Source organism: Bacteroides faecalis (genome assembly GCF_003865075.1).
Taxonomy (GTDB): domain Bacteria; phylum Bacteroidota; class Bacteroidia; order Bacteroidales; family Bacteroidaceae; genus Bacteroides; species Bacteroides faecalis.
This window is the reverse complement of the sequence record NZ_BHWB01000002.1, coordinates 194,995-220,916: the sequence shown is the minus strand read 5'-3', so window position 1 is coordinate 220,916 and position 25,922 is coordinate 194,995. Positions and strand designations below refer to the sequence as shown.

Here is a 25,922-nt window from a genome sequence, read left to right as displayed (position 1 = left end):
CTATCAATGGAACAATTGAAACATGAATGTGGCGTTGCCATGATACGCTTACTCAAACCGTTAGAGTATTATGAGAAGAAGTACGGAACGTGGATGTACGGTCTCAATAAACTCTACCTGCTGATGGAGAAACAACATAATCGCGGACAGGAAGGCGCGGGATTGGCGTGTGTGAAATTGGAAGCGAATCCGGGTGAAGAATATATGTTTCGTGAACGTGCTTTAGGTTCTGGTGCCATTACAGAGATTTTTGAAAACATTCAAAGTAATTTTAAAGATCTCACTCCCGAACAATTGCACGATGCGGATTTTGCTAAACGCACTTTACCTTTTGCCGGTGAAGTCTATATGGGACATTTACGTTACTCTACGACCGGTAAGTCCGGTATTTCGTATGTTCATCCGTTTTTAAGAAGAAACAATTGGCGTGCCAAAAACTTGGCTCTCTGTGGTAACTTCAATATGACGAATGTTGATGAGATATTTGCATGTATTACTGCTATCGGCCAACATCCGCGCAAGTATGCTGATACTTATATTATGTTGGAACAGGTTGGACATCGTCTCGACCGTGAAGTGGAACGACTGTTCAATCTTGCGGAAACTGAAGGTCTGACAGGTATGGGAATTACCCATTATATCGAAGAGCAAATTGATTTGGGAAATGTTTTACGTACTTCCAGCAAAGAATGGGATGGGGGATATGTCATCTGTGGCGTGACAGGAAGTGGTGAATCGTTTGCTATTCGTGACCCATGGGGAATTCGTCCGGCATTTTGGTATCAGGATGATGAAATAGCTGTGTTGGCTTCCGAACGTCCGGTCATACAGACAGCTTTGAATGTTCCGGTAGAAAAAATAAAAGAATTGCAACCGGGACAAGCATTGTTTATCAGCAAGGAAGGTAAACTACGTACATCACAAATCAATAGGCCGCGTGAAAAACATGCCTGTTCCTTTGAACGTATCTATTTCTCTCGCGGTAGTGATGTCGATATTTATAAAGAGAGAAAATTGTTAGGAGAAAAACTAGTACCGAATATATTGAAAGCGATCAATAATGATATTGATCACACAGTTTTTTCTTTTATCCCTAACACTGCTGAAGTAGCCTTCTATGGAATGTTACAAGGCTTGGATGATCATCTGAATGAAGAGAAAGTACAACAGATAGCGGCATTAGGCCATAATCCGAATTTACAAGAGCTGGAGGTTATTCTTTCTCGTCGGATTCGCAGTGAGAAGGTAGCAATTAAAGATATTAAGCTTCGTACTTTCATTGCAGAAGGCAATAGTCGTAACGACCTTGCTGCCCATGTGTACGATATCACCTATGGAAGTCTTGTTTCCGGTGTCGATAATCTGGTGATTATTGATGATAGCATTGTGCGTGGAACGACATTAAAGCAAAGCATTATCGGTATTCTCGACCGTCTTGGTCCGAAGAAGATCGTCATTGTTTCTTCTTCTCCTCAAGTCCGCTATCCCGATTATTACGGTATCGACATGGCAAAAATGAGTGAGTTTATTGCTTTTAAAGCGGCCATCGAACTATTGAAAGAACGTGATATGAGAGATGTGATTGCTGCTGCGTATCGAAAATCTAAAGATCAGGTCGGTTTGCCCAAAGAACAAATGGTGAATTATGTGAAAGAGATCTATGCTCCGTTTACTGATGAAGAGATTTCTGCTAAAATGGTGGAACTGTTGATTCCGAAAGGGACAAAAGCCAAAGTCAAGATTGTTTATCAACCATTAAATGGACTACATGAAGCCTGTCCGAATCATAGGGGGGACTGGTATTTTAGTGGTGATTATCCGACTCCGGGTGGTGTTAAGATGGTAAATCAAGCGTTTATCAACTATATCGAACAAATGTATCAATTCTAAACAACCCTACAACGATTCAATAATAAGAATGAGAGATGTGACATTAATCCTTGACGACGGGAGCCGTTTCAACGGTAAGTCGTTTGGCTACGAGAAGCCGGTGGCGGGCGAAGTAGTGTTTAATACCGCCATGACGGGATATCCGGAGAGTCTGACTGACCCTTCGTATGCTGGACAGTTGATGACTCTTACTTTTCCATTGGTAGGTAATTATGGAGTTCCTCCTTTTACAATTGAACCGAATGGACTCGCTACTTTTATGGAAAGCGAGAAGATTCATGCAGAAGCGATTATTGTAAGTGACTATTCTTACGAGTACAGCCATTGGAATGCAGTAGAAAGTCTTGCTGATTGGTTGAAGCGTGAGAAGATACCCGGTATTACTGGTATCGATACCCGCGAACTGACTAAAGTTCTTCGTGAACATGGTGTAATGATGGGGAAAATCGTGTTTGACGAGTCAGATGAAGAATTAATAATTAAGAATGAAGAATTTCCGTCTTATGCTGATATAAATTATGTTGATCGAGTATCCTGCAAAGAAATTATTCATTATTTCCCTGATGGAACCAGTAATTGTAGCGCAACTGGTTCTTCATTCCTCATTCCTCATTCTTCATTAAAAAAAGTTGTTTTAGTGGATTGTGGGGTGAAGACTAATATTATTCGTTGTCTGTTGAAGCGGAATGTAGAAGTGATTCGTGTTCCTTGGAATTATGATTTTAACGGACTTGAATTTGATGGATTGTTTATCTCTAATGGTCCTGGGGATCCTGACACTTGTGATGCTGCAGTACAGAATGTTCGTAAGGCAATGGCGAATGAGAAACTTCCGATCTTTGGAATTTGTATGGGTAATCAGTTATTGTCAAAAGCCGGAGGAGCTAAAATCTATAAATTGAAATACGGACATCGTAGTCATAACCAGCCTGTACGTATGGTAGGCACTGAACGTTGTTTTATTACTTCTCAAAACCATGGTTATGCAGTAGATAATAATACATTAGGTACAGATTGGGAACCACTGTTTATTAATATGAACGACGGATCGAATGAAGGAATCAAACATAAAAAGAATCCTTGGTTTTCGGCACAATTTCATCCTGAAGCCGCTAGTGGTCCTACAGATACGGAATTCTTGTTTGATGAGTTTGTAAAATTATTATAAATAGACTTTCGCCACTCTATTGCGTAGTCTATAGATCATTTGGAGCTATGCTAATCTGTGGCAATCCAGAAAATAGAATCAATGAAAGAAAATATAAAGAAAGTATTACTGTTAGGTTCCGGAGCTCTGAAAATCGGTGAGGCCGGTGAGTTTGACTATTCCGGTTCGCAGGCGCTCAAGGCCTTGAAGGAAGAGGGGATTGAGACAATCCTCATCAATCCGAATATTGCTACTGTGCAGACCTCTGAAGGAGTTGCGGATCAGATTTACTTCCTTCCTGTGACTCCCTATTTTGTTGAAAAAGTCATTCAGAAAGAAAGACCGGGAGGTATCATGCTGGCGTTTGGCGGTCAGACAGCTTTGAACTGTGGTGTGGCATTGTATAAGGAAGGTATACTTGAAAAATATAATGTGAAAGTACTCGGTACTCCTGTACAGGCAATTATCGATACGGAAGATCGTGAATTTTTTGTGCAAAAACTAAATGAAATAGACGTAAAAACGATTAAGAGCGAAGCTGTTGAGAATGTGCAAGATGCCCGTCGTGCTGCTAAAGAGTTGGGTTATCCTGTGATTGTTCGTGCTGCTTATGCGTTGGGAGGGTTGGGATCCGGCTTTTGCGACAATGAAGAGCAATTGGACGTGTTGGTAGAAAAGGCTTTCTCTTTCTCTCCACAAGTATTGGTCGAGAAATCTTTGAGAGGGTGGAAAGAAGTGGAATATGAGGTAGTACGTGACCGTTTCGACAATTGTATCACCGTTTGTAATATGGAAAACTTTGACCCGCTGGGTATCCATACCGGTGAATCTATTGTAATTGCTCCGTCGCAAACATTGACCAATAAAGAATATCACAAACTTCGTGAACTTGCTATCCGCATCATCCGTCATATTGGTATTGTTGGTGAATGTAATGTTCAGTATGCTTTCGATCCGAAATCTGAAGATTATCGGGTGATTGAGGTGAACGCACGTCTTTCCCGTTCGTCTGCATTAGCATCTAAAGCTACAGGATATCCGTTGGCTTTCGTAGCTGCCAAACTTGGGCTCGGTTATGGACTTTTCGATTTAAAGAATTCGGTAACAAAGACGACTTCTGCGTTCTTTGAACCTGCTTTAGACTATGTGGTATGTAAAATTCCTCGATGGGATTTAGGTAAATTCCATGGTGTAGACAAAGAGTTAGGATCTTCCATGAAGTCGGTTGGCGAAGTGATGGCTATCGGTCGTACCTTTGAAGAAGCAATCCAGAAAGGACTTCGTATGATCGGTCAGGGAATGCATGGATTTGTGGAAAATAAAGAACTTGTCATTTCTGATATAGATAAAGCTCTTCGTGAACCGACTGATAAACGTATCTTTGTTATATCTAAAGCTTTTTGCGCCGGATATACGATTGATCAGGTTCATGATTTGACAAAGATTGACAAGTGGTTCCTCCAGAAGTTGATGAATATAATGAAGACTTCTGCAGAACTGCATAACTGGGGCAAGAATCATAAGCAGATTGCCAAGCTTCCTGATGAATTGCTGAAAAAAGCAAAAGTGCAAGGATTCTCTGATTTCCAGATTGCCCGGGCTATCGGCTACGGAGGAGATATGGAAGATGGCATTCTCTATGTTCGTAATCATCGTAAGAAAGTGGGTATTCTTCCGGTTGTGAAACAGATTGATACGTTGGCAGCCGAATATCCCGCACAAACCAACTACCTGTATCTTACTTATAGTGGCGTAGCAAATGATGTGCATTATCTGGGTGATCATAAGTCTATTGTTGTTCTTGGTTCCGGTGCTTACCGTATCGGTTCGTCCGTAGAGTTCGACTGGTGCGGCGTTCAAGCTCTGAATACTATCCGTAAAGAAGGCTGGCGCAGTGTCATGATCAATTATAATCCAGAAACTGTATCTACTGATTATGATATGTGTGATCGTCTTTATTTCGATGAACTGACGTTTGAACGTGTGATGGATATTCTTGAACTGGAGAATCCTCATGGAGTAATCGTTTCTACCGGTGGCCAGATTCCTAATAACCTGGCTTTACGTCTGGATGCGCAGAATATTCATATTCTCGGGACGAGTGCCAAAAGTATTGATAATGCTGAAGACCGCGAAAAGTTCTCCGCTATGCTCGACCGTATTGGAGTAGATCAGCCACGTTGGCGTGAATTGACTTCTATGGATGATATCAATGAGTTTGTGGATGAAGTAGGTTTCCCTGTATTGGTTCGACCTTCTTACGTGCTTTCCGGAGCAGCAATGAATGTTTGTTCCAATCAAGAAGAATTGGAACGTTTTTTAAAGTTAGCGGCAAACGTATCAAAGAAACATCCGGTAGTAGTAAGCCAGTTTATTGAACACGCCAAAGAGGTGGAGATGGATGCCGTAGCACAAAACGGAGAAATCATAGCCTATGCAATCAGTGAACATATTGAGTTTGCAGGAGTGCATTCCGGTGATGCAACGATACAGTTTCCTCCGCAAAAATTATATGTAGAGACGGTACGTCGCATCAAACGTATTAGTCGTGAGATTGCAAAAGCACTTAATATATCTGGTCCGTTCAATATTCAGTATCTGGCAAAGGATAATGATATTAAAGTAATTGAATGTAACTTACGTGCCAGTCGTTCTTTCCCGTTTGTCAGCAAAGTACTGAAGATTAACTTCATCGAGTTGGCAACGAAAGTGATGCTTGGTCTGCCTGTAGAAAAGCTGAACAAGAATCTATTTGAATTGGATTATGTAGGAATCAAAGCTTCTCAATTCTCGTTTAATCGTTTACAAAAAGCCGATCCTGTATTAGGAGTAGATATGGCTTCTACCGGAGAGGTTGGTTGTATCGGAAGCGATACTTCCTGTGCTGTTCTTAAAGCTATGCTTTCTGTCGGATATCGTATTCCGAAGAAGAATGTTCTGCTATCAACCGGCACTATGAAGCAAAAAGCAGATATGATGGATGCAGCTCGTATGTTGGTGAACAAAGGTTATAAACTTTTCGCTACCGGTGGTACTCAAAAGGCACTTGCCGAGAATGGAATAGAAAGCACTCTTGTTTACTGGCCAAGTGAGAAGGGGCATCCACAAGCTTTGGAAATGCTTCATAACAAAGAAATAGATATGGTAGTCAATATTCCGAAGAACCTGACTGCCGGGGAGCTTGATAACGGATATAAAATTCGTCGTGCAGCCATTGACCTGAATATTCCGTTGATTACTAATGCGCGTCTGGCAAGTGCATTTATTCAAGCCTTCTGTACAATGAGTATTGATGACATTGCTATCAAGAGTTGGGATGAATACAGATAAGAAATGATAATTTGTTGTTTTTAAGTTGTGAAGGTCGTTTTCGTTTTTCGGAGGCGACCTTTTCTCTGTATTAGAAATGTAATAGCCTCGTCATACATATGTATTTCAATACTTATTAATTTGCACTTGCAAAATGATAGAAATACATTAGTATGAGAAAAAGGGACATGATTCTGTTGTCCGGGTTATTAGTAGCAAGTTCATTATGGGCACAGGACTCTTCTTCCGACGTGGAAGATGAAACAGGTAAAGTTCCTGTGAAAGCTTATTTTGAGAATGGAAAATTTCATTTTTCCTCTAAGAATGAAAAGTTCCATTTATGGTTTGATAATCGCATCTATCTCGATGCAGTAGTTTACTCCCCTTCGTCAGACTATCCTATCTGACTTCTAGGACCAATAAAGATTTGGAAAGTGACGATAATCAATTTCGTTTTAGTAATTCTGCTTCGGAGTTAAAGCTACATTATATAATAAATGGTTTGCAGAATTAGATTTGGACTTTACCTATAATGAGGTTGAAATAAAAGATATGTATTGGGGATACAAGTTCAATGATCATTGTCAGTTTGCAGAGAGGCGGCAGATTTTTGATTTTGACTAGTAACTTTCTGATATCTAGATAATAATGTGTCTTCTAATTCTTTTGTAGGGAAATCACTCTATTTAATAAAGGGGTTAATTTCGCGTAATATGCTTTCATGCGGATATCCTCTTCTACATGCTTTATAAGCGAGTTTGAATAGGTTGGTATGTCGTTGTTCATTTATTAATGGTTTTAAGAAAATATAGGACGATAAGAATAGCTTGATTTCTTTTTGGGATACTTTTGTTTTAGTCTTATCAGGAACAATATTCCCGAATGTTTTTTGGGAATTTGTAGAATTCACTGTAGAACAAGAAAACGTATTTATAACTGAGGAACTGCATATTTCCAGAACGTATATTAGTATTATGAAATGTGGTTAGGATTTGGCGATGCATTGTTACTTGTTGTATATCAGTTTTGTGATGGAAATGATTGATTTGAAGATATACTACTTAAACTACTAAGAAAGGTGCTGTTAGAAAAATGGGATTTGGTGATTGGAACAGTGCCTCACCACGTACATGGAAATTGTATTTCGAATGATTGGGTGGAAATTCAGGGTTGGGAGAAAATACGATATAAAAAGAATTTTGATTTTTAAGTTGTGTAATTACATTATTTGCCGTATCTTGCATAAATATTATATTAAAGAGAAAAATGGATATGGATAACCATGTTGTTATTATGGCAGGCGGTATTGGTAGCCGTTTTTGGCCGATGAGCACACCTGAATGTCCGAAACAATTTATAGATGTGATGGGGTGTGGAAGAACGTTGATTCAACTGACAGTAGATCGCTTTAGTGGTATCTGTCCACAAGAAAGTATGTGGGTGGTGACTTCCGAAAAATATATTGATATTGTCCGGGAACAATTGCCCGAAATTCCCGAAAGTAACATTTTGGCAGAACCTTGTGCGCGCAACACTGCCCCTTGCATTGCCTATGCTTGTTGGAAAATAAAGAAGAATCATCCGAATGCTAATATGGTGGTGACTCCTTCGGATGCATTGGTAATTGATACGACTGAGTTTCGTAGGGTGGTAGAGAAAGCACTTCGGTTTACAGACAAAAGTAGTGCTATTGTGACATTGGGAATTAAGCCTACTAGGGCGGAAACCGGATATGGGTATATTGCTGCCGGAAATATGCTTCAAACTGATAAGGAGATTTTTACAGTTGATGCTTTTAAAGAGAAACCGGATAAAGATACGGCTGAGCTTTATCTGGCAGAGGGTAATTATTTCTGGAATGCAGGAATTTTTGTTTGGAACGTCCGTACCATAACTTCAGTAATGAGGGTTTATGCTCCGGGTATTGCACAAATTTTTGACCGTATTTTCCCTGATTTCTATACTGAAAAAGAAAATGAATCTGTACGGAAATTTTTTCCAACTTGTGAAAGTATCTCTATAGACTATGCTGTGATGGAGAAAGCACAGGAAATTTACGTACTTCCGGCTTCTTTTGGTTGGTCGGATTTGGGTACGTGGGGAGCTTTACGAGGATTGTTGCCTCAGGATAAATCAGGAAATGCAAAGGTAGGATCTGACATTCGTTTGTATGACAGTAAAAACTGTATAGTGCATGCAAGTGAGAAAAAACGGGTAGTAGTGCAAGGATTGGATGGGTATATTGTTGCTGAAAGAGATAATACGTTATTGATTTGCAAATTGGAAGAAGAGCAGAGAATTAAGGAATTTTCTAAATAAATTATTTTTGATGTTTTTTTAAGTCAAAGTCTGTTTGATTTACACAGAGTAATAATTTTATTATTTTCTATATTGCTCTGTCGAAACGAGTATTAGTTCGTCGTTTCGGCAGAGTTTTCCGTTTCTAATGTATTTGTCAGGTGTTTCTTGCATGGGAAAACATTTCTTTTATTTTACTTTTTTTTAATCAAATATAGGCTTAATACCCAAATTTGCTATTTGCGTTCAATTACAATCGTAAATAGTCTGTTTTAATAAGAATATTTTAAATTTGTAAATCAAATATTGATTTATACCAACTAAAACAAACATTAAATTTTGATGATATATACTGACATATCACATCTCCCTCTAAATATACATGAAGCATATCTGAAAGAAGGTTTCGGAGGATTATGTACAAGTGGGACTGCTGTTATAGAGATTTTTTCGGTCAGCCACCGGATATTTCCAAATGATATTGTTACTGTTTTACCGTTGCAATTGGCATCGATACGTGAGGTAAGTAATGATTTTTCTATGACTTTTTTTAAGTTTGATAAGGTTTTGTTTATTGATATTATGAGTAGTCTGGGGAAAATAACTCCAGATTTCTTTTTCTATATGCGGAAGAATTTTCGGTATCACTTAACTAATGGTGAGGCTCAGAGATTTCTTGGCTTTTGTGAGATTATTAAATTCCGGAATAGTAGTGATGATCCTACCTTTCGCAATGAAACTATATTGCACTTATTACGTATTTATTTCTGGGATTTTTACGTTTCTTTTTTGAAAGCAAATAATGATAATAGCAATTCCTTTACAAATTCTAATAAAGAAAATATTGCTATTAAGTTTACAATGCTGGTTGCTGAGCATTATCGTAATCATCGTGAGATTTCTTTTTATGCTGCTGAATTATGTATATCACCTACTTATCTGACTAAAGTGATTCAAGAGATGAATGGTCAGTCTCCTCATGAACTAATTGCTGATTATGTGATTATTGAGATAAAAAAATTATTGCGAAATCCACTTGTTGATGTAAAAAATGTAGCACAACAGACTAATTTTGCCAGTCAATCGTCGTTAAGTCGTTTTTTTCGTCAGCAGACTGGGATGTCTCCTTCGGAATACCGTCGTAGAATTCATACCATACGGTGAAATTACTATTATAGCTTTAATATTGAATACTGAATGATTCTATTGTATTTAAATAAAAATATCATGTAATATGGAACAAAACAAAGAATACCTTCACGAGAGTGATAAAGAGTGTTTTGAGGAAAAAATGTCAGAATTGTTGGCAGATCAAATCTTGTTTCCGGAAAGTGTTTATGTTCGCTTACCAATAGGAATTGAAATATATGATAAGGAAGGTCTTCTGCGTGGTATCAACCATCGCGCATTGGAGATATATGGGGTGGATGATGCTTCTTCGGTTGTGGGAACAGTTAATCTTTTCAATAGTCCATATGTTGATGATAAACTTAGAGCGAGTATAAAATCCGGAGAGGAAATAACTTTGGAGTTTGAGTATGATTTTGACCGGATAAACAGAGAATATTATTCTTCCCGCCATCAAAATACAATTATTTATGAGGTGAAAGTTGTTCCGATTCGTAATAAACATGAAGCTCTTCTTGGGCATATGTTACTTACTAATGATGTGACTGCCACAAAAGAAGCGGAGTTTCGTACAGAAGAAAGCAAGAAGAATTTGGAAATGGCTATGCAAGCTGCAAATATGTCTTCTTGGGTATATGATTTACAGAATAATGTGTTTGGTTCATTATCTGGAGATACAATTGTTAAAGAAGGCATGAAGTTGGAAGAGTTGAAAAGGATACTTCATGTACAGGATTACGTTACATTGACGAAACTGTTTGATCAGTTGATCGAAAGAAAAATAGAACAAGGGCAAATTACTATACGAGCTATCAATGGACAAGATAGTCCGTATCGTTATTATGAAAGTCGAATGCGATTGTCATCTGAACATTTAGGTAAATTATTGATTATCGGAACACAGCTTGATGTGACTGAAAAAATAGAAATGGCGAAAAACACACAGGAACTGATTACTAAGCGCGAATTAGCTATGAAAGTTAGTAATATAGTTCATTGGGATTTTGACGTATCTTCCCATACTTTTGAGTCTTTCAATGATCCGGTGAATGATTATGTATCGGACAAGCATATAACTTTGGAAGAGTATATGAATGTTATTCATCCTGAGGACCAGTCTATTGCTTGGGATGCTCTTCAATCTATGGTGATGGGTAAGGAGATTAATATTGATTTTGTATGTCGTATGCAAACCAAATATGATGACTCTTGGCAATATTGTAACATAATTGGTGTTCCTTTTGAAAAGGATGATAATGGAAATGTGATTCGTTTCACGGGGCTTAGGCAGAATATCTCCAAGCAGCATCAATTGGATGAGGAGCTCAGAGAGCGTAACTATAGAATGGAGTTGACATTTAAAACTGTTGGTATGTCTTATTGGGTTTTCGACTTGGATACCAGAAGGTTTCGTGCGTTCAATGATCCTGTTAATGATTATAATTCGGAAAAAGAAATTTCATCGGAAGATTATCTGCTCGTTACATTTCCTAATGATGTGGACATTGTTCGTGAGAATATTGACGGAATGGTTCGGGGAATTAACAAGGAATTTAGCTTTCAGTACCGCTCCAGGACTAAATGGGATCAGGAATGGCAGACTTATATTGTGACCGGAATTCCGGCGGAAAGGAATAAAAAAGGAGAAGTAACTCGCTATACCGGTATTGCATATAATAATACGAAATGGGAGAATATGGCTAATGAATTGAAAGTTCTAAAAGAAAAAGCCGAACTTTCAGATCGAATAAAGTCTGCATTCTTAGCTAATATGAGTCATGAAATACGTACTCCTTTGAATGCTATAGTCGGATTCTCTGAATTGTTGGTGGACTGTGATGATCCGAATGATAAAAAAGAGTATATGGATATCATTGAATTTAATAATGAATTATTGCTTCGTTTGATTAATGATATTCTGGATCTTTCGAAGATTGAATCGGGGGTTCTTGAACGTAAAAGGGAAAAGTTCAATTTGCGTAGAGTTTGTGGTGAATTATGTATTACAATTCAGCAAAAGATCACTAATCCGGATGTAGAATTTCGGGCTGCCTCAGGTCCGGATTGTCAGGTATTCCTAGATCCTAACCGACTTAAGCAGGTATGGATGAACTTTTTGACTAATGCTGTGAAGTGTACCAATGCAGGATATATCAGGATGGGATATTCTATTGAAAGGGGAGGGATACGTATTTATGTGGAAGATTCAGGAGTGGGTATTCCATATGAATTACAAGACAGAATATTTGGTCGGTTCCAGAAACTCAATGATTTTGCTCAGGGAACTGGGCTAGGGTTAGCTATTTCCAAGGCTATTGTAGAAGGGGCAAAAGGAGAAATAGGTTTCAATTCAGAACCGGGGGTGGGGGCTACTTTCTGGGCATGGATACCTTGTGAAATAGAGATGTTGGATAATGGTGATGAAGGCGATTCCAGTTCTTCGTCGCAACTTGTTTTCAGAGATATCATTGAAAATGAAAAAGATTTGAATATTTTGATTGCTGAAGATAATGACAGCAATTATATGTTGGTAAAAAGTATTCTTAAAGATTATCACCTCAATCGGGTATGTAATGGAATAGATGCTATACGAAATGTTCTCGGCGGAAAATATGACTTTGTCATTATGGATATGAAAATGCCGATTATGGGAGGATTGGAAGCGACGCGTAAAATTCGTGAATTCAATTCTGGAATCCCTATTATTGCGCTTACCGCTAACGCATTTGATTCTGATAGAGTGAGTGCTATGGAGGCCGGATGTAATGCGTTCCTTACAAAGCCTGTGAAAAAACATCAGTTGCTTGATTTGTTTGCAAGATATGGCGGTTGATCTGAAATGGTTACATAAGGGACAGCATAGTCTGTCCCGTTCTTTCGAATCAGTTGCTTGAGGTTTTGTAAGCCATAGAATACTCCTGACTTGTTCCCGTATCCGATAGTTATTCCTTTTTTATGGTTAGTTGGTAGGCTTCGTTTGCCAGATTCTTCATTTTCTTGAATTTGATAGCTCCGCTTTTTTGTGCTATGAATTTTATACCATATCCTTCTGCCTGTGAAATAATGGTGGCAGGCTCGTTTATTTGATAACTTTCACCCCTTTGGGAGCTTTTATCGTTGATTTGACAGAACCGTCGTTTCTTTGCTCATGGCGTATCTTGATGATGCCGTAGGGAGTAGGGAATGTACCTTCTGCCCATTGCAGATCACCCAGATGAGGTTCTATTTTTACCACTTTAGATCCTGGTTCTATCACTTTTACTCCCAATACATATTCGCTCAGATAAGAAGTGGGACCGGAAGCCCAGCCGTGGCAAAAGCTATGGCGATACCCTTTGTAACAGTAGTTGCCATAACTTTTATGTACGTCCACCTTACCTTCAGAGACTATTTCGTCAATGCGGGCGGCATTTTTAATCCATTCGATGTTGAAGTCTTCCCAAAATGAAGTCGCTCCTAAATCGAGCATTGCTCCCCAGAATTCGCGGATACGATCTAATGCATTTGTATAATCGCCTGCGGCAGCCATTGCTTTTAGCATATAATAACCGTAGAAAGTGGAAAAATTCTTAGAACCACCTATCGATAAAACTTCGTTGTTGGCTGTTTTCGCATCCATTAACCCCGATAAGGTCATCAAAGCAGCTGCCTGTTTTGACTGATTGTGATCTGGACGATAGGTACGCAATCGAACTGCAGCATCTTCGCACTTCTTCGCCATTTCGTTGTCTTTGAGTATGGAAAATAGTTCTTTGCCACAATCCATTGTCTGCACCATTAGTGCTTGTAATCCGGCATCGACTCCTTTTTGATTTTCGCTTGATGGCCAATCCAAAAATCGCATTCCGTCCAATGTTTCTTTTCCGTTTGCATCTATTTTGGTCAATAGATGGTTAATGAGTTGTGTCAGGTAAGTTTTTTGCTCTTTCAAGTAATCTAAGTTACCTTGATAGAAATACCAGTCGCGATGAATGATGATCCACCACAAAGAATATGAACTGATACCGTTCATCCATGCAGGAATAGGGGTAGCATCCCGAATCAGGTCAAGGCTCTTAGGAACAACCTCGTTGTAACCGAATACAGTATTAACTGTCATTATTTCCGGATGCAGGTCACCCACCCATACCAGGCGGTCTCGTTTGATAGCATCCCACAAATATTCTTGCATATTGAGATGCACTGTATATGCTCCAGTCATCCAAATTTCGTTTAATCGTTCGTCATTGCAACGGAATGAACCTAAATAAGGAATGTCACGATAATTAAAAATGGCGAGCACCTCTTTTAATTGCAGTTCAACATCAGTGTCAAGTAAATCGATACGTACAAAGCGGAATCCTGAATTTCCAACCTCCAATACGCCTAACCAAGGAAGTTTGAGCTCAAAATCGCGCATAGCGTGGTCGTTGCTTGCACCATTTTTTCCATCAATATCGCACATGGCTTCACTAACGGATTCACCGAAACGAATTCTTACGCGAATAGGGGTGTTATTGGGAGATTGCCCTGTGACAATTTGAATTCCTCCTTGCAATTCTCGCCCGAAATCAAGCAAGATAGAGGCTGTATCGGTAGTTGTACTGCGCATGCGGCAGACATTTTCGCTGCCTAAAATGGATTGTCTGATGCCGGGACACATTAAATTCTGTTCATCGCTAACTTGCGCAGTTGTGTGATTGGTTTTCCAAATAATACGAGTGGGGGATATATAGCTTCGTGTACGTGAATCTTGCTGTACAGATGTGTCTTTCCATACGGGTGGGAGTTGATGCTTTTGGGCTATGCCCATTTGTGCTGAAATAAGCAAAATAACAATTAGGTATAGATTTTTCATATATTAAAAATGATTTACTTAGATTGAACAAAGATCTTCATTGTTGAACTGTTAAAACAGTGGTACAAATATATAGAAAATTTTCAGATGAAAAGAAATGTATCAGAAAATATTAATTATATAAATGGAATTGATATTGAAATACTTATTTTTAACTTTCTATGAGTGTCTATGAAATACATATGAGACGATAAATTTAATAAGTAGCTTTTGAATATCTTGAAATATTCATATCATTAGGAACCTATTTGAAATAATGGGGCTGACTAAAAAGGTTGAAAAACTGAATTTTACCTCTATATAGATATCTGTAGAGGAAAAAGTTGTAAAAATCTCTTTTTTTGGTCAGCCTCGCGATTATACTCTTGTTTCAATTATAAATGCTCTCCTGTTAGGGTTTTATTTAATGATTACTATTCTTAAATTATATAATATTAGTATAGGATTTAACTCACTATTTACAACTTCGATAGACGTTTCTTTTAATTTGTTGAAGATGTTATTGGGTAATTCGCTTGGTACAATTTGATACATAATTTTTTACTTTCGAAATATTTTTGATTTCGGGTAATGGTGAGACTATCGTTTTTTCATCATGAACAACATTAAAGGTATAAATTTTCATCTTTGAATTTTTTAATGAGATATAGCAATTAAATCCTTCATAATGTATTTTGTCACTAGAAGCATAGTTAAAAGAAAAGAATAAATGATCTCCATAAAGATGAACATTATGGATGTGTCCTTTATAATTATCTGTGTTTATGTCTTCTGATTCTTTGTTTTTACCAAAATCTAGCGCAATAAATGGCGCAATGTTATCTTTGTAGGTCTGGTTTAATCCCGAACACGCAAATAAATCGTTCAAGTATATAAGCATTATGTATGATTGACTTGCATGAGGAAATAGAATAAGATATTCCAAGCCTCTTGCATGCTGCTTTGGCTAAATTTACAGTAGTCAGTGATGCGTTGAAATGAAAAGCCAACTTTCTAAAGTTTGTAGACTGACAGTTGGTGATTCCCGCATATTGCTTACTATCTATAAAGCAAAATTCCAGTTGAAACCTGATCCTTTAAAAATCCAGAACTTCGCGTGCATCTTGAGAATCATCTGTAGAGAAATACAACTGCCACTTGCCTGTTCTGCCATCCATCGGGTACCAAACGGATAGGGGCACATATCGTTTAAGCGCTTTAGCATAAGCTCTCAAACTATAAAGTTTTCTTTTATTCACTTCGTACTCTGCACACCTTATCAGATCTAGATTGGTAAAGTCAATCGTACCATCATACCATTTAGGATGTCCACGTTTTCCTGTTTTCTTTATTAATGTAGGGTAATAGAGAACCGCATCATTCCTAAAGCGACTGATAACATGGAAGTTATTCTCATATATGGGCGTTATGAATATTTTTGGGGAGAAGAATGTGTCAGCAACTACGATATTGGATATTTCCTGCAGCCGGTCTTTTGGGCTAATAAGATAGCTGTTGTACCAATCTACGAGGTTTTTATCCATGTTTTACAATCTGGTGTCTGCATGGAACCTAAGGTCATACATTCATGGTTGTCGATGTCAATGACTCTGATGCCCATGATTTCCAATCCGTGCTTATAGTCTCCTGCACAACCTGAGCAAAAGTAACCAACCCATAGTGTTTTATGACTCGACTTTTGGGGATATAAGATAAATCAATAGTAATGGTCTTTCTGCTGTCAGTGAGATGCTCATTGATGATTGAATCATTAAATGCAAACCAATCGAATTGGTCATTCTCAAAATGGATGGTTATGGTATGTCTGTTCCGAAAAACGTCCATACCTGCCCAATTGGAGAAAATTAATACGGTCTGGTATGGCCATGGATAATTTCATTGCATCCATGAAGACTTTGTCAAAAGGTTTGCTTATATTTACAACTGATTTAAGAGCTGTTTGGCACTCAGATTGGTATTGTATAAGGAGTGTTCTTTAGTCATAATCAGAAGAGTTCAGAGACTTCTAATTTACTAAAATAACGAATTATACAACATTTCTCCTTTATTATCAGTGGCTTATCTCCCTTTTTAAGCCCGTTTTTATTGCTTAACTATTCGTTTTTGACAATATTTCAATGACCTTTTTAGTGTTTTTGAACCAGCAATAGCCGATTTTATTGTTTAATTTTAAAGTTTCGGTAAAGATTTACCGAAGTATTGAAAAACCTACTTATAAGAAATAATTGAATTAATAATAAAAGCGCAATAAGCTAATTAAATATTAATTGCTCTACAGAGTATAACAAAAGTATTAAACTTGCAAGTAAGAATAATAAAATATATTTGGAAATGCGATTTTTTGTTGAGTGAAAAATGATTTTTAGTTGTGATATTAAAGAATTGCCTTACATAGATATTTGTTCTCTTTAATATTTCTTTTGATAATCTTGTGGTGTCATTCCTGTCATTCTTTTAAAGAACTTACAGAAAAAAGACGGATTCGGAAAATTCAATTCATCTGAGATTTGATATACGAGAAGATCGCTATGTTTAAGTAAAATCTTGGCTTCCTGTATAATGGATTGATTGATCCAATCCATTATTGTTTGTTGACTGGTTTGTCGAATAACAGTGTTCAGATAGCGGGAAGTAAGACATAATTTGTCTGCATAAAAGCTAACGTTCCTTTCCTTTTTGCTGTGCGTATTGACGAGAGAGATAAAACGTTGGAAAATGTGTTCTTGGTGTGTTAGATGTTTAGCTGTAGTTCGGGTATTACTCGCTATACATTCTATGTTATATAAGAGGCTTGCTACAAGATGCTGTATGACCTCACGGCGAAAAGTTGTTTCCTGTAATATATTCCATATTAATGTGAAATAACTTTCAATACGAGTTTGCTCTTGTGGAGGTAATGTTAATAGAACATTATTAGGATACTGGGGAAAATGTATGAGAAAATCGTCTTTACTGGTGAAAGGCAGAAAGTTGTTATCAATAGCCATCATTTTCATTTCAAGATCAGGGGATATATTGATGGCTTGTATGATGGAATTGGGAGTAATGAGTGATATAGTGCCGGACTTTAGGGTATATTCTATTAGGTTGATTCGTGCTTGTAAAGATCCTTGTTTGATAAATACGATTCGTCCCTCTTTTATACGGTAGGGTTGATCAAAAGTGAAAAGTTGAGATTCCATTTTGACGAAGCTATTGACAAAACCAAAATCAGAAGTTATGAAGCGAAATTCATTGTGACGGACAATTTTCAATTCTCCTAATAGTTTCAGTCCTAATTCTACCGGTTCTTTCTTTTCCATTTTAATTTTATCGTTTTCCTGCAAAGATAATAAATCATGCCATATCTTTCTTTAAAATTCCAACTTATCGAACTATTAGAACATATTTCTCAACTCTTGGAATGTGAAGCAATGCTTGAAACACCTATCTTTGTCTTTAGAAGAATTCATAGAAAATATGCGTATGAAAAGAATGATTTTTACTCTCTCTCTGTTTGCTTGCGTATCTGGAATGTATAGTCAGGTGACACTGGAAGAATGTCAGCGGAAAACACAGGATAATTATCCGTTGGTACGTCAATATGATTTGATAGAGAAAACAAAGGAATATACTCTGGAGAATGCAGTTAAAGGTTATTTGCCGCAGTTCGCTCTTTCGGCAAAAGCGTCTTATCAGAGTGATGTAACCGAATTGCCGATAAAGATTACAGGAGTAGATATAAAAAGGATGCCTAAAGACCAGTATCAGGTAATGGTGGAATTACAGCAAAATGTCTGGGATGGTGGTGGAATCAAGATGCAAAAGAAGCAAGCAACTGCCGAAGCAGAAGTAGAGAAAGAAAAACTGAATGTAGATATGTATGCGTTGAATAACCGCGTGAACGATCTTTATTTCGGGATTCTTTTACTGGATGAACAATTGAAACAGAATGCTTTATTGCAAGATGAACTGGAAAGGAATTTCCGGCAAATCAGTTCTTATTTTGAAAATGGAATTGCTAACCAGGCTGATTTGGATGCTGTGAAAGTAGAACAATTGAACGCTAAACAGAAGAGAATAGAATTATCTTTCTCCAGGGAGTCTTATCTTAAGATGCTTTCTTTGCTGACGGGGGAGCAACTTTCTCCAGAAACGACTTTGGAGAAACCTGTACCCGAAACGATGGTAAATGCGGTAAGTGAGATTCGCCGACCGGAATTATCGTTGTTTGATGCTCAGACAACCGGATTGAATGTACAGGAAAAAGCATTGAACGTTCGACATCTTCCGCGATTTGGATTATTTGTACAGGGGGCTTATGGAAATCCGGGCCTGAATATGTTGAAAAATGAATTTTCACCCTATTATATAGCGGGTGTCCGGCTTTCATGGAATTTCGGGAGCCTTTATACTTTAAAAAATGATCTTCGCGTGATTGAGAATAAACGGCAGCAATTGGGAAGTAATCGTGACGTATTTCTTTTTAATACCCGTTTGCAGGTGTTGCAGCAAGATCAGGCTGTCCGTTCGGTGGAAAAACAAATGCGGGATGATGATGAGATTATCCGTTTACGTACTAATATTCGTCGTTCTGCCGAGGCAAAAGTAGCGAATGGTACATTGACGGTTGCCGAAATGCTGAGGGAACTGACGAATGAGAGTCTGGCAAGGCAAGCAAAGGCGATGCATGAGATTCAACGTTTGCAAGGTATCTATCAAATGAAATATACAACGAATCAATAATAAAAACTTTCGGATATGAAACGAATGATAAAAATAGGTGTATGGGGAGTGACGTTATTGCTGATGTCAGCATGTGGAAACCGTTTGTCGGATTATGACGCAACTGGCACATTTGAAGCTACGGAGGTGATTGTTTCCGCTGAAGCATCGGGCAAGATACTCCAGTTGAAAGTGGAAGAGGGAACAAGGTTGAAAGTGGGAGAAGAAGTCGGTCGGTTAGATACGGTGCAATTGTATTTGAAAAAGTTACAGTTGAAAGCCAATATGAAATCGGTAGAAAGCCAACGTCCGGATTTAGCCAAACAAATAGCGGCTACCAAACAGCAGATAGCTACGGCACAACGGGAAAAGAGACGGGTGGAAAACTTATTGGCGGCAGGAGCTGCAAATCAAAAACAGTTGGATGATTGGGAGGCTCAGGTAGCTTTGCTTGAACGGCAACTGGTCGCTCAGGAATCATCGTTGCGGAATAGCACGAATAGTTTAACGGAACAGGGTAACTCGGTTGCCATACAAATAGCTCAAGTTGATGACCAGTTGAATAAATGTCATATTCTGTCACCGATTGATGGGACTGTGTTGGCTAAGTATGCGGAAGCTGGTGAATTGGCGACTGTTGGGAAACCTTTATTTAAAGTTGGAGAGTTAGATCGTATGTATTTACGAGCTTACATCACTTCGGAGCAATTATCATCTTTAAAGTTGGGTGATGAAGTGAGGGTATATGCTGATTATGGAAATTCGGAGAGGAAGGAGTATTCTGGTGTGTTGACTTGGATCTCCGACCGTTCGGAATTTACTCCGAAGACTATTCTTACCAAAAATGAACGTGCCAATCTGGTATATGCTGTTAAGATTGCTATTAAGAATGACGGATTATTGAAAATCGGTATGTACGGGGGAGTAACTTTTAAGTAATGGATCATTGGTAATGCGTAAAGATAAAGTAGATTCAGTGGGTGCTGATAAATTCATAGTAACGGTAGATCATGTCTGTAAAAACTACGGAAAGGTAGAGGCGTTGAAGGATGTTTCTTTTTCTGTGAAGCGGGGAGAACTCTTCGGGCTGATCGGTCCTGACGGTGCGGGAAAGAGTACGTTGTTTCGTATTCTGACAACTCTTTTGCTGGCTGATCAGGGAAAGGCAATTGTGGATGGATTGGATGTTGTGACAGATTATAAAGAGATTCGAACGAAGGTGGGATATATGCCTGGTCGTTTTTCGCTTTATCAGGATCTTTCGGTGGAAGAAAATCTACAATTCTTTGCAACTGTATTTCATACGACGATTCAGGAGAACTATGATTTGGTTAAAGACATCTATCAACAGATTGAACCGTTCAAAAAGCGAAAGGCAGGTGCTTTGTCGGGTGGAATGAAGCAGAAGTTGGCATTGAGTTGCGCACTTATTCATAAACCCGATATTTTGTTTCTTGATGAACCTACTACAGGAGTTGATCCGGTGTCTCGTAAAGAATTTTGGCAGATGTTGCGACAATTGTGCGATTTGGGGATTACGATTATTGCATCGACACCTATAATGGATGAAGCCCGACAGTGTGATCGGATCGCTTTTATTAATCATGGACAGATTCATGGCATTGATACTCCTAAAAAGATTCTCCAGCAGTTTGCCGCCACTCTATGTCCGCCTCCTCTTGATCGTGAAGAACTTCGGGAGAAAGGGACTCCTGTAATCGAAGTCGATCAACTGACAAAGTGTTTTGGTCGTTTTACTGCTGTCGATCATATCTCTTTTCAGGTGAGTCGGGGAGAAATATTTGGCTTTTTGGGAGCAAATGGGGCAGGAAAGACTACGGCAATGCGTATGCTTTGTGGGTTGAGTAAGCCTACGTCAGGAGTTGGAAAAGTAGGGGGCTTTGATATTTTCAGGGAAGCGGAGATGGTGAAGAAGCATATTGGATATATGAGCCAAAAGTTTTCTTTGTATGAAGATTTAAAAGTGTGGGAGAATATTCGACTTTTTGCTGGTATATATGGAATGAAGGATCAGGAAATTGAACAGAAGACAAATGAGTTGTTGGAACGTCTTGGATTCTCTGCCGAACGAAATACGTTGGTAAAAAGTTTGCCTTTAGGGTGGAAACAGAAGTTAGCTTTTTCTGTGTCGATTTTCCATGAACCGAAGATCGTCTTTTTGGATGAACCGACTGGAGGTGTAGATCCTGCTACCCGGAGGCAGTTTTGGGAATTAATTTATCAAGCAGCCGACCGAGGAATTACGGTATTTGTGACTACGCATTATATGGATGAAGCGGAGTATTGTAACCGGATTTCCATAATGGTAGACGGGCAAATAAAAGCTCTCGATACGCCTGCTAACTTGAAAAAGCAGTTTAATGCGGAAACAATGGATGATGTTTTCCAACAATTGGCCCGTCATGCGGTGCGTAATGCAGATTAAGTTATGAAACAGTTTATTGCTTTTATCAAAAAAGAGTTTTATCATATTTTCCGTGATCGATGGACGATGTTGATTCTGCTTGGGATGCCAGTTATTCAGATTATTTTGTTTGGATTCGCTATTACTACGGAAGTGAAAAATGTACGTTTAGCAGTGCTCGATACTTCTAATGATGTCATGACGCGAAAGATTATAGATAAATTGGATGCCAGCGAATATTTTACTGTTACCCGCCGGTTTCATTCGCCTCAAGAGATGGAGCTTGCATTCCGGAAGAATGTGGTGGATATGGCACTTGTTTTTAAGGAACATTTTAGTGATGAATTGTATTCAGGGGATGTTCTTGTGCAACTTGTAGTGGATGCTACTGATCCGAATATGTCTATGACTCAAATGAATTATGCAGCTGGAATTATTGCTTCGGCAGGACAGGAGATGTTGCCGTCGAATATTTCGATGGGGCGTTTGATACCGGACATCAAGCTTTTGTATAATCCGCAGATGAAGAGTGCTTATAACTTTGTACCGGGAGTGATGGGATTAATTTTGATGTTGATTTGTGCGATGATGACTTCCATTTCCATTGTTCGCGAGAAGGAGACAGGAACAATGGAAATATTATTAGTTTCTCCTGTAAAACCGTTGTTTATCATTTTAGCAAAGGCCGTACCTTATTTTGTGCTTTCGTTTGTCAATTTGATTACCATTTTACTATTGTCGGTGTTTGTATTGGATGTTCCGGTAGTAGGAAGTTTATTTTGGCTGGTAATTGTCTCCTTGTTGTTTATTTTTGTGTCTTTGTCATTGGGATTACTGATTTCATCCGTAACACGTACACAAGTGGCTGCTATGCTTGCTTCCGGATTGATATTGATGATGCCGACAATGGTGTTGTCAGGGATGATTTTTCCGGTCGAAAGTATGCCGTTGGTTCTTCAAATCATATCGGATCTGATTCCTGCACGCTGGTATATTCAGGCTGTGAGGAAGCTGATGATTGAGGGAGTGCCGATAATGCTGGTTTATAAGGAAATTGGCATTCTTTTGTTGATGGCAGTGGTGTTGATAACAGTTAGTTTTAAAAAGTTTAAATATAGATTGGAATAGAGTGTTATGATTAAGTTTCTATTGGAAAAAGAGTTTAAACAGTTGCTTCGCAACTCTTTTTTACCGAAATTGATTCTTATTTTTCCCTGCATGATTATGTTGCTGATGCCTTGGGCAGTCAGTTTGGAGATAAAGAATATTCAGTTGAATATCGTTGATAATGATCATTCGGTTATTTCGCAACGATTGGTGAATAAGATTACTGCTTCGACTTATTTCCGCTTGAAAGAGGTTCAGGCTTCTTATCAGGAGGGATTGACAAACATTGAGTCTGGTGAAGCTGATATTGTGATGGAGATTCCGCAACATCTGGAACGGGATTGGATGAATGGAGAAGGAGCTCATATTTTGATTGCTGCTAACTCGGTGAATGGAATGAAGGGTGGCTTGGGAAGTTCTTATCTAGCTTCTATTATCAGTGATTATTCAACAGAATTGCGTTCGGAACATCCTGATGCGACATCTGTTTCCGGTGCTATTCCGACCCTTCGTGTCGATACGTTGGGCTTGTTTAACCCGAATCTGAATTATAAGCTTTATATGATTCCGGCATTAATGACAATGTTATTAACAATGCTTTGTGGTTTTCTGCCAGCTTTGAATATAGTAAGTGAGAAAGAGGTTGGTACGATTGAGCAGATCAATGTTACTCCTGTGCCGAAGTTCATGTTTATCCTAGCTAAACTACTTCCGTATTGGATCATAGGCTTTGTAGTATTGACTTTGTGTTTTATATTGGCTTGGTTACTGTATGGAGTCGTCCCTGTGGGGCACTTTATAGTGATTTATTGTTCTGCTATTCTTTTTGTCTTGGTAATGTCTGGCTTTGGACTTGTTATTTCCAATTATTCGGCAACGATGCAACAGTCTATGTTTGTGATGTTTTTTTTCTTGTTGATATTGATGCTGATGAGTGGTCTGTTTACACCGATCAGCAGTATGCCGGAGTGGGCTCAGGTGATAACAGTTTTTAATCCTTTGAAATATTTCATGGTAGCTATGCGAATGGTTTATCTGAAAGGAAGTAGTTTGGTAGAATTGTTGCCGCAACTGGGTGTATTGTTACTCTTTGCTGTTGTTTTCAATACTTGGGCGGTGTTGAGTTACCGGAAGAATCGATAGTAGGAACTTATAACTGAAATTTATTAATGATGAGAATATATAAAACGACTCTATCCTGCAAACAGGAAAGAGCCGTTTTTTATTACTGTCACCGTTTCCGATGATTGATAGATTACAGTCTTATTTAACTTCGATTTGTTTTTCAGCTTTCTTGACTTCTTCTGCGGAAAGTTTCGGTAATTGCACATTCAATACACCATTTTCTACAGCAGCAGAAATCTTTTCTTTGTCTACGTTGTCCGGTAGAATCATGGTTTGCTGGAACTTGGAATAAGAGAATTCGCGACGCAGATAACGGCCTTCTTTCTTCTCTTCTTTGTTCTCTGTCTTCTTCTCCATAGTGATGACGAGGTTGTTGTCTTCATCAATACGAACATTGAAGTCTTCTTTCGTCATGCCAGGAGCTGCCAGTTCTACTTTGTATTCTTTTTCTGTTTCAAATACATTGATAGCTGGTGCAGTAGCATTTGCTTTTACCATCCAATCATTGTCAAAGAAATCGTTAAAAATACTTGGTAACCAATTCTGAGTTCTTCTAACAGGCATCATAATTAAGTCTCCTATTTTTTAAGTTATACATTCTATTTATTCTGAACTTCGGATCTTTCACTTTCGTAGGTGGATCTTTTATTGTGATTCCTTTCGTCCGTTTCTTGAATCGTCGTTCACTTAATCTATTACAAACTTGATGCCAATAGACTTTTGATTTTAGAATTGTCTATTTGTCATAATTATAATGTCAATTTTACCTGATTGGTGACAAAATGTAACTTGAATTTGTTTATTTTATATAAGATAGACATTAATTTGATAAATTATCTCTTCTTTATCAGTTTGAATCTTAGGCGCAGTGTTTTTCTGTCTTCATCATAATCATAACTGATAATTTTGAATGTTCCTATTTCAGAAGTATTAGAAACGTGTACGCCAATACAGGCGCATGCATCATGATCTCCGACACGAATAATGCGTAATGTTTCACTGGCATTAGCTGGAAGTTTGCTGAGATCTACAATGTTTTTGGCTTGTTCCTGTGTCATGAACTCTGTAGTTACCGGTAGATTTTGACTAATTACTTCATTTACTTTATTTTCAATGGCTTGCATTTCTTCTTGTGTCGGGCAAACAGGAAGTTGATAGTCGCATTTACTCTTTTTACGTTCGATATGTGCGTTGTGTGAACGTGGACATCCGAAGGTCTTTACCATTGTGGCGTTTAATATGTGTTCGACTGTGTGCATGGGTGCAATTGACACATCCTGAAACTTGGGACTTGGCTTATTTATTTCTATATTTGTTTCCATATAAAATTAATTTGATGGTTTAATATTGCAAAGATACTGGATCCTTTTTCAGAAGCTCTGTTCCTGCATTGTAAGCCTCTTCATACTTGTTTCCGCTGATTAGTCCTTTGAAATCCTGTAACATATCATACATATTTCCTTGATAATTGGGAGTAAAGGAGTATCCATAATACATCATGGCGTATTCTTGCCGGATGAGTAATGTATCATTCATTTCAAAACGTTGCATGAACTTTTGAAGATCTTCCTTCTTATTGGTCACATATTCTTTGATATACTTATAGTATATATACAACTTTTCCTGTTTTATCTGAGCAGAAATTCCTATGAAGAAGACAGTGGTTATTCTTTTCATGGCATTTAGTTTTTAAGATATGATTCACAAAAATACCATTCTTTTTTAGGATAACAAACGAACGGATATAAAAAAAGGAGTACCGCTGTACTCCAACCTTTGTTAACCTTAAATCTAATACTATGAAAAACACGTTACAAAGATACGGACTTTCTGCATATTTGCAAATAATCCAAGAAAAAGAGTATGTTATATAACACAGATTAAGTTTTTTGCGACTCGTATTAACGGTTATTTGTTTTTTGATTTCATTATATGAAATCAAATTTCTATCT

At 38.1% G+C, this 25,922-nt stretch carries 22 protein-coding genes; 12 read left to right on the top strand and 10 right to left on the bottom strand.

The genetic code is table 11. The annotated features are described in order from the left end of the window. Positions 1-6 precede the first annotated feature (6 nt). The 4 genes from EJF25_RS03675 (at position 7) to EJF25_RS25385 (ending at position 6,753) form a co-directional block, all read left to right on the top strand. Positions 7-1,890, top strand: coding sequence for an amidophosphoribosyltransferase (locus tag EJF25_RS03675; protein ID WP_125040098.1), 1,884 nt, complete (start codon positions 7-9; stop codon positions 1,888-1,890). Positions 1,891-1,918: 28 nt separating this feature from the next. Further along, on the top strand, positions 1,919-3,058 hold the full coding sequence (carA, locus tag EJF25_RS03670) for a glutamine-hydrolyzing carbamoyl-phosphate synthase small subunit (protein WP_125040097.1): 1,140 nt from the start codon (positions 1,919-1,921) through the stop codon (positions 3,056-3,058). A gap of 81 nt (positions 3,059-3,139) precedes the next feature. After that, positions 3,140-6,367, top strand: a complete 3,228-nt coding sequence (gene carB / locus EJF25_RS03665; RefSeq protein ID WP_125040096.1) for a carbamoyl-phosphate synthase (glutamine-hydrolyzing) large subunit — start codon at positions 3,140-3,142, stop codon at positions 6,365-6,367. 152 nt (positions 6,368-6,519) lie between these two features. Continuing rightward, complete coding sequence (locus EJF25_RS25385) at positions 6,520-6,753, top strand: hypothetical protein (protein ID WP_235016698.1); 234 nt, start codon at positions 6,520-6,522, stop codon at positions 6,751-6,753. Between the two features lie 275 nt (positions 6,754-7,028). On the opposite strand, the gene EJF25_RS26520 is transcribed toward EJF25_RS25385, so the two are convergent. Then, positions 7,029-7,256 carry a primase C-terminal domain-containing protein gene (locus EJF25_RS26520; protein ID WP_370685691.1) on the bottom strand — a complete coding sequence of 76 codons (228 nt, stop codon included), beginning with the start codon at positions 7,254-7,256 and terminating at the stop codon, positions 7,029-7,031. Between the two features lie 362 nt (positions 7,257-7,618). On the opposite strand from EJF25_RS26520, the gene EJF25_RS03655 reads away from it, so the two are divergent. From EJF25_RS03655 to EJF25_RS03645, 3 genes are all read left to right on the top strand, one after another. Further along, positions 7,619-8,665: a mannose-1-phosphate guanylyltransferase gene (locus EJF25_RS03655; RefSeq protein ID WP_200832860.1), complete on the top strand. Its 1,047-nt coding sequence runs from the start codon at positions 7,619-7,621 to the stop codon at positions 8,663-8,665. A gap of 321 nt (positions 8,666-8,986) precedes the next feature. Beyond that, positions 8,987-9,808 carry a helix-turn-helix domain-containing protein gene (locus EJF25_RS03650; protein ID WP_125040094.1) on the top strand — a complete coding sequence of 274 codons (822 nt, stop codon included), beginning with the start codon at positions 8,987-8,989 and terminating at the stop codon, positions 9,806-9,808. Positions 9,809-9,878: 70 nt separating this feature from the next. Continuing rightward, positions 9,879-12,605, top strand: coding sequence for a PAS domain-containing hybrid sensor histidine kinase/response regulator (locus EJF25_RS03645; RefSeq protein WP_125040093.1), 2,727 nt, complete (start codon positions 9,879-9,881; stop codon positions 12,603-12,605). Here EJF25_RS03645 and EJF25_RS26515 read toward each other — a convergent pair. The 6 genes from EJF25_RS26515 to EJF25_RS03620 all read right to left on the bottom strand — a co-directional run bounded on the left by EJF25_RS26515 (position 12,569) and on the right by EJF25_RS03620 (position 17,911). After that, positions 12,569-12,712: a glycoside hydrolase family 20 zincin-like fold domain-containing protein gene (locus tag EJF25_RS26515; protein WP_370685701.1), complete on the bottom strand. Its 144-nt coding sequence runs from the start codon at positions 12,710-12,712 to the stop codon at positions 12,569-12,571. The genes EJF25_RS03645 and EJF25_RS26515 overlap by 37 nt on opposite strands. 139 nt (positions 12,713-12,851) lie before the next feature. Further along, positions 12,852-14,564, bottom strand: coding sequence for an alpha-L-rhamnosidase-related protein (locus tag EJF25_RS03635; RefSeq protein ID WP_235016729.1), 1,713 nt, complete (start codon positions 14,562-14,564; stop codon positions 12,852-12,854). Between the two features lie 544 nt (positions 14,565-15,108). Next, positions 15,109-15,477 (bottom strand): hypothetical protein, encoded by a 369-nt coding sequence (locus EJF25_RS03630; protein WP_125040091.1) that lies wholly within the window; start codon positions 15,475-15,477, stop codon positions 15,109-15,111. Between the two features lie 208 nt (positions 15,478-15,685). Beyond that, entirely contained in the window at positions 15,686-16,132 is a 447-nt protein-coding gene (locus EJF25_RS26740; RefSeq protein ID WP_235016697.1) for a hypothetical protein, read from the bottom strand. A 34-nt stretch (positions 16,133-16,166) separates the two neighbouring features. Next, positions 16,167-16,433 (bottom strand): hypothetical protein, encoded by a 267-nt coding sequence (locus EJF25_RS26735; protein WP_235016696.1) that lies wholly within the window; start codon positions 16,431-16,433, stop codon positions 16,167-16,169. 584 nt (positions 16,434-17,017) lie between these two features. Beyond that, entirely contained in the window at positions 17,018-17,911 is an 894-nt protein-coding gene (locus EJF25_RS03620) for a helix-turn-helix domain-containing protein (RefSeq protein ID WP_125040090.1), read from the bottom strand. Between the two features lie 157 nt (positions 17,912-18,068). Here EJF25_RS03620 and EJF25_RS03615 point away from each other — a divergent pair, with 157 nt between their 5' ends. From EJF25_RS03615 to EJF25_RS03595, 5 genes are read left to right on the top strand one after another with little or no spacing between them, the layout of a single operon-like run. After that, positions 18,069-19,334: a TolC family protein gene (locus tag EJF25_RS03615; protein WP_125040089.1), complete on the top strand. Its 1,266-nt coding sequence runs from the start codon at positions 18,069-18,071 to the stop codon at positions 19,332-19,334. Positions 19,335-19,349: 15 nt separating this feature from the next. After that, the gene (locus EJF25_RS03610) at positions 19,350-20,252 is read left to right on the top strand and encodes an HlyD family secretion protein (protein ID WP_125040088.1); all 903 of its coding nucleotides are present in this window, start codon (positions 19,350-19,352) and stop codon (positions 20,250-20,252) included. A gap of 13 nt (positions 20,253-20,265) precedes the next feature. Next, positions 20,266-21,759, top strand: coding sequence for an ATP-binding cassette domain-containing protein (locus EJF25_RS03605; RefSeq protein WP_125040087.1), 1,494 nt, complete (start codon positions 20,266-20,268; stop codon positions 21,757-21,759). Between the two features lie 3 nt (positions 21,760-21,762). Next, on the top strand, positions 21,763-22,866 hold the full coding sequence (locus EJF25_RS03600) for an ABC transporter permease (protein ID WP_125040086.1): 1,104 nt from the start codon (positions 21,763-21,765) through the stop codon (positions 22,864-22,866). A gap of 6 nt (positions 22,867-22,872) precedes the next feature. Next, complete coding sequence (locus tag EJF25_RS03595) at positions 22,873-23,988, top strand: ABC transporter permease (protein ID WP_125040085.1); 1,116 nt, start codon at positions 22,873-22,875, stop codon at positions 23,986-23,988. A gap of 120 nt (positions 23,989-24,108) precedes the next feature. On the opposite strand, the gene EJF25_RS03590 is transcribed toward EJF25_RS03595, so the two are convergent. The 3 genes from EJF25_RS03590 to EJF25_RS03580 all read right to left on the bottom strand — a co-directional run bounded on the left by EJF25_RS03590 (position 24,109) and on the right by EJF25_RS03580 (position 25,647). Beyond that, positions 24,109-24,537: an Hsp20/alpha crystallin family protein gene (locus EJF25_RS03590; protein WP_025073483.1), complete on the bottom strand. Its 429-nt coding sequence runs from the start codon at positions 24,535-24,537 to the stop codon at positions 24,109-24,111. A gap of 266 nt (positions 24,538-24,803) precedes the next feature. Continuing rightward, a complete protein-coding gene (locus EJF25_RS03585; RefSeq protein ID WP_125040084.1) occupies positions 24,804-25,292 on the bottom strand; it encodes an alanyl-tRNA editing protein in 489 nt (162 codons plus the stop codon). Positions 25,293-25,311: 19 nt separating this feature from the next. Beyond that, positions 25,312-25,647 carry a DUF4919 domain-containing protein gene (locus EJF25_RS03580; RefSeq protein WP_125040083.1) on the bottom strand — a complete coding sequence of 112 codons (336 nt, stop codon included), beginning with the start codon at positions 25,645-25,647 and terminating at the stop codon, positions 25,312-25,314. Between the last annotated feature and the right edge of the window lie 275 nt (positions 25,648-25,922).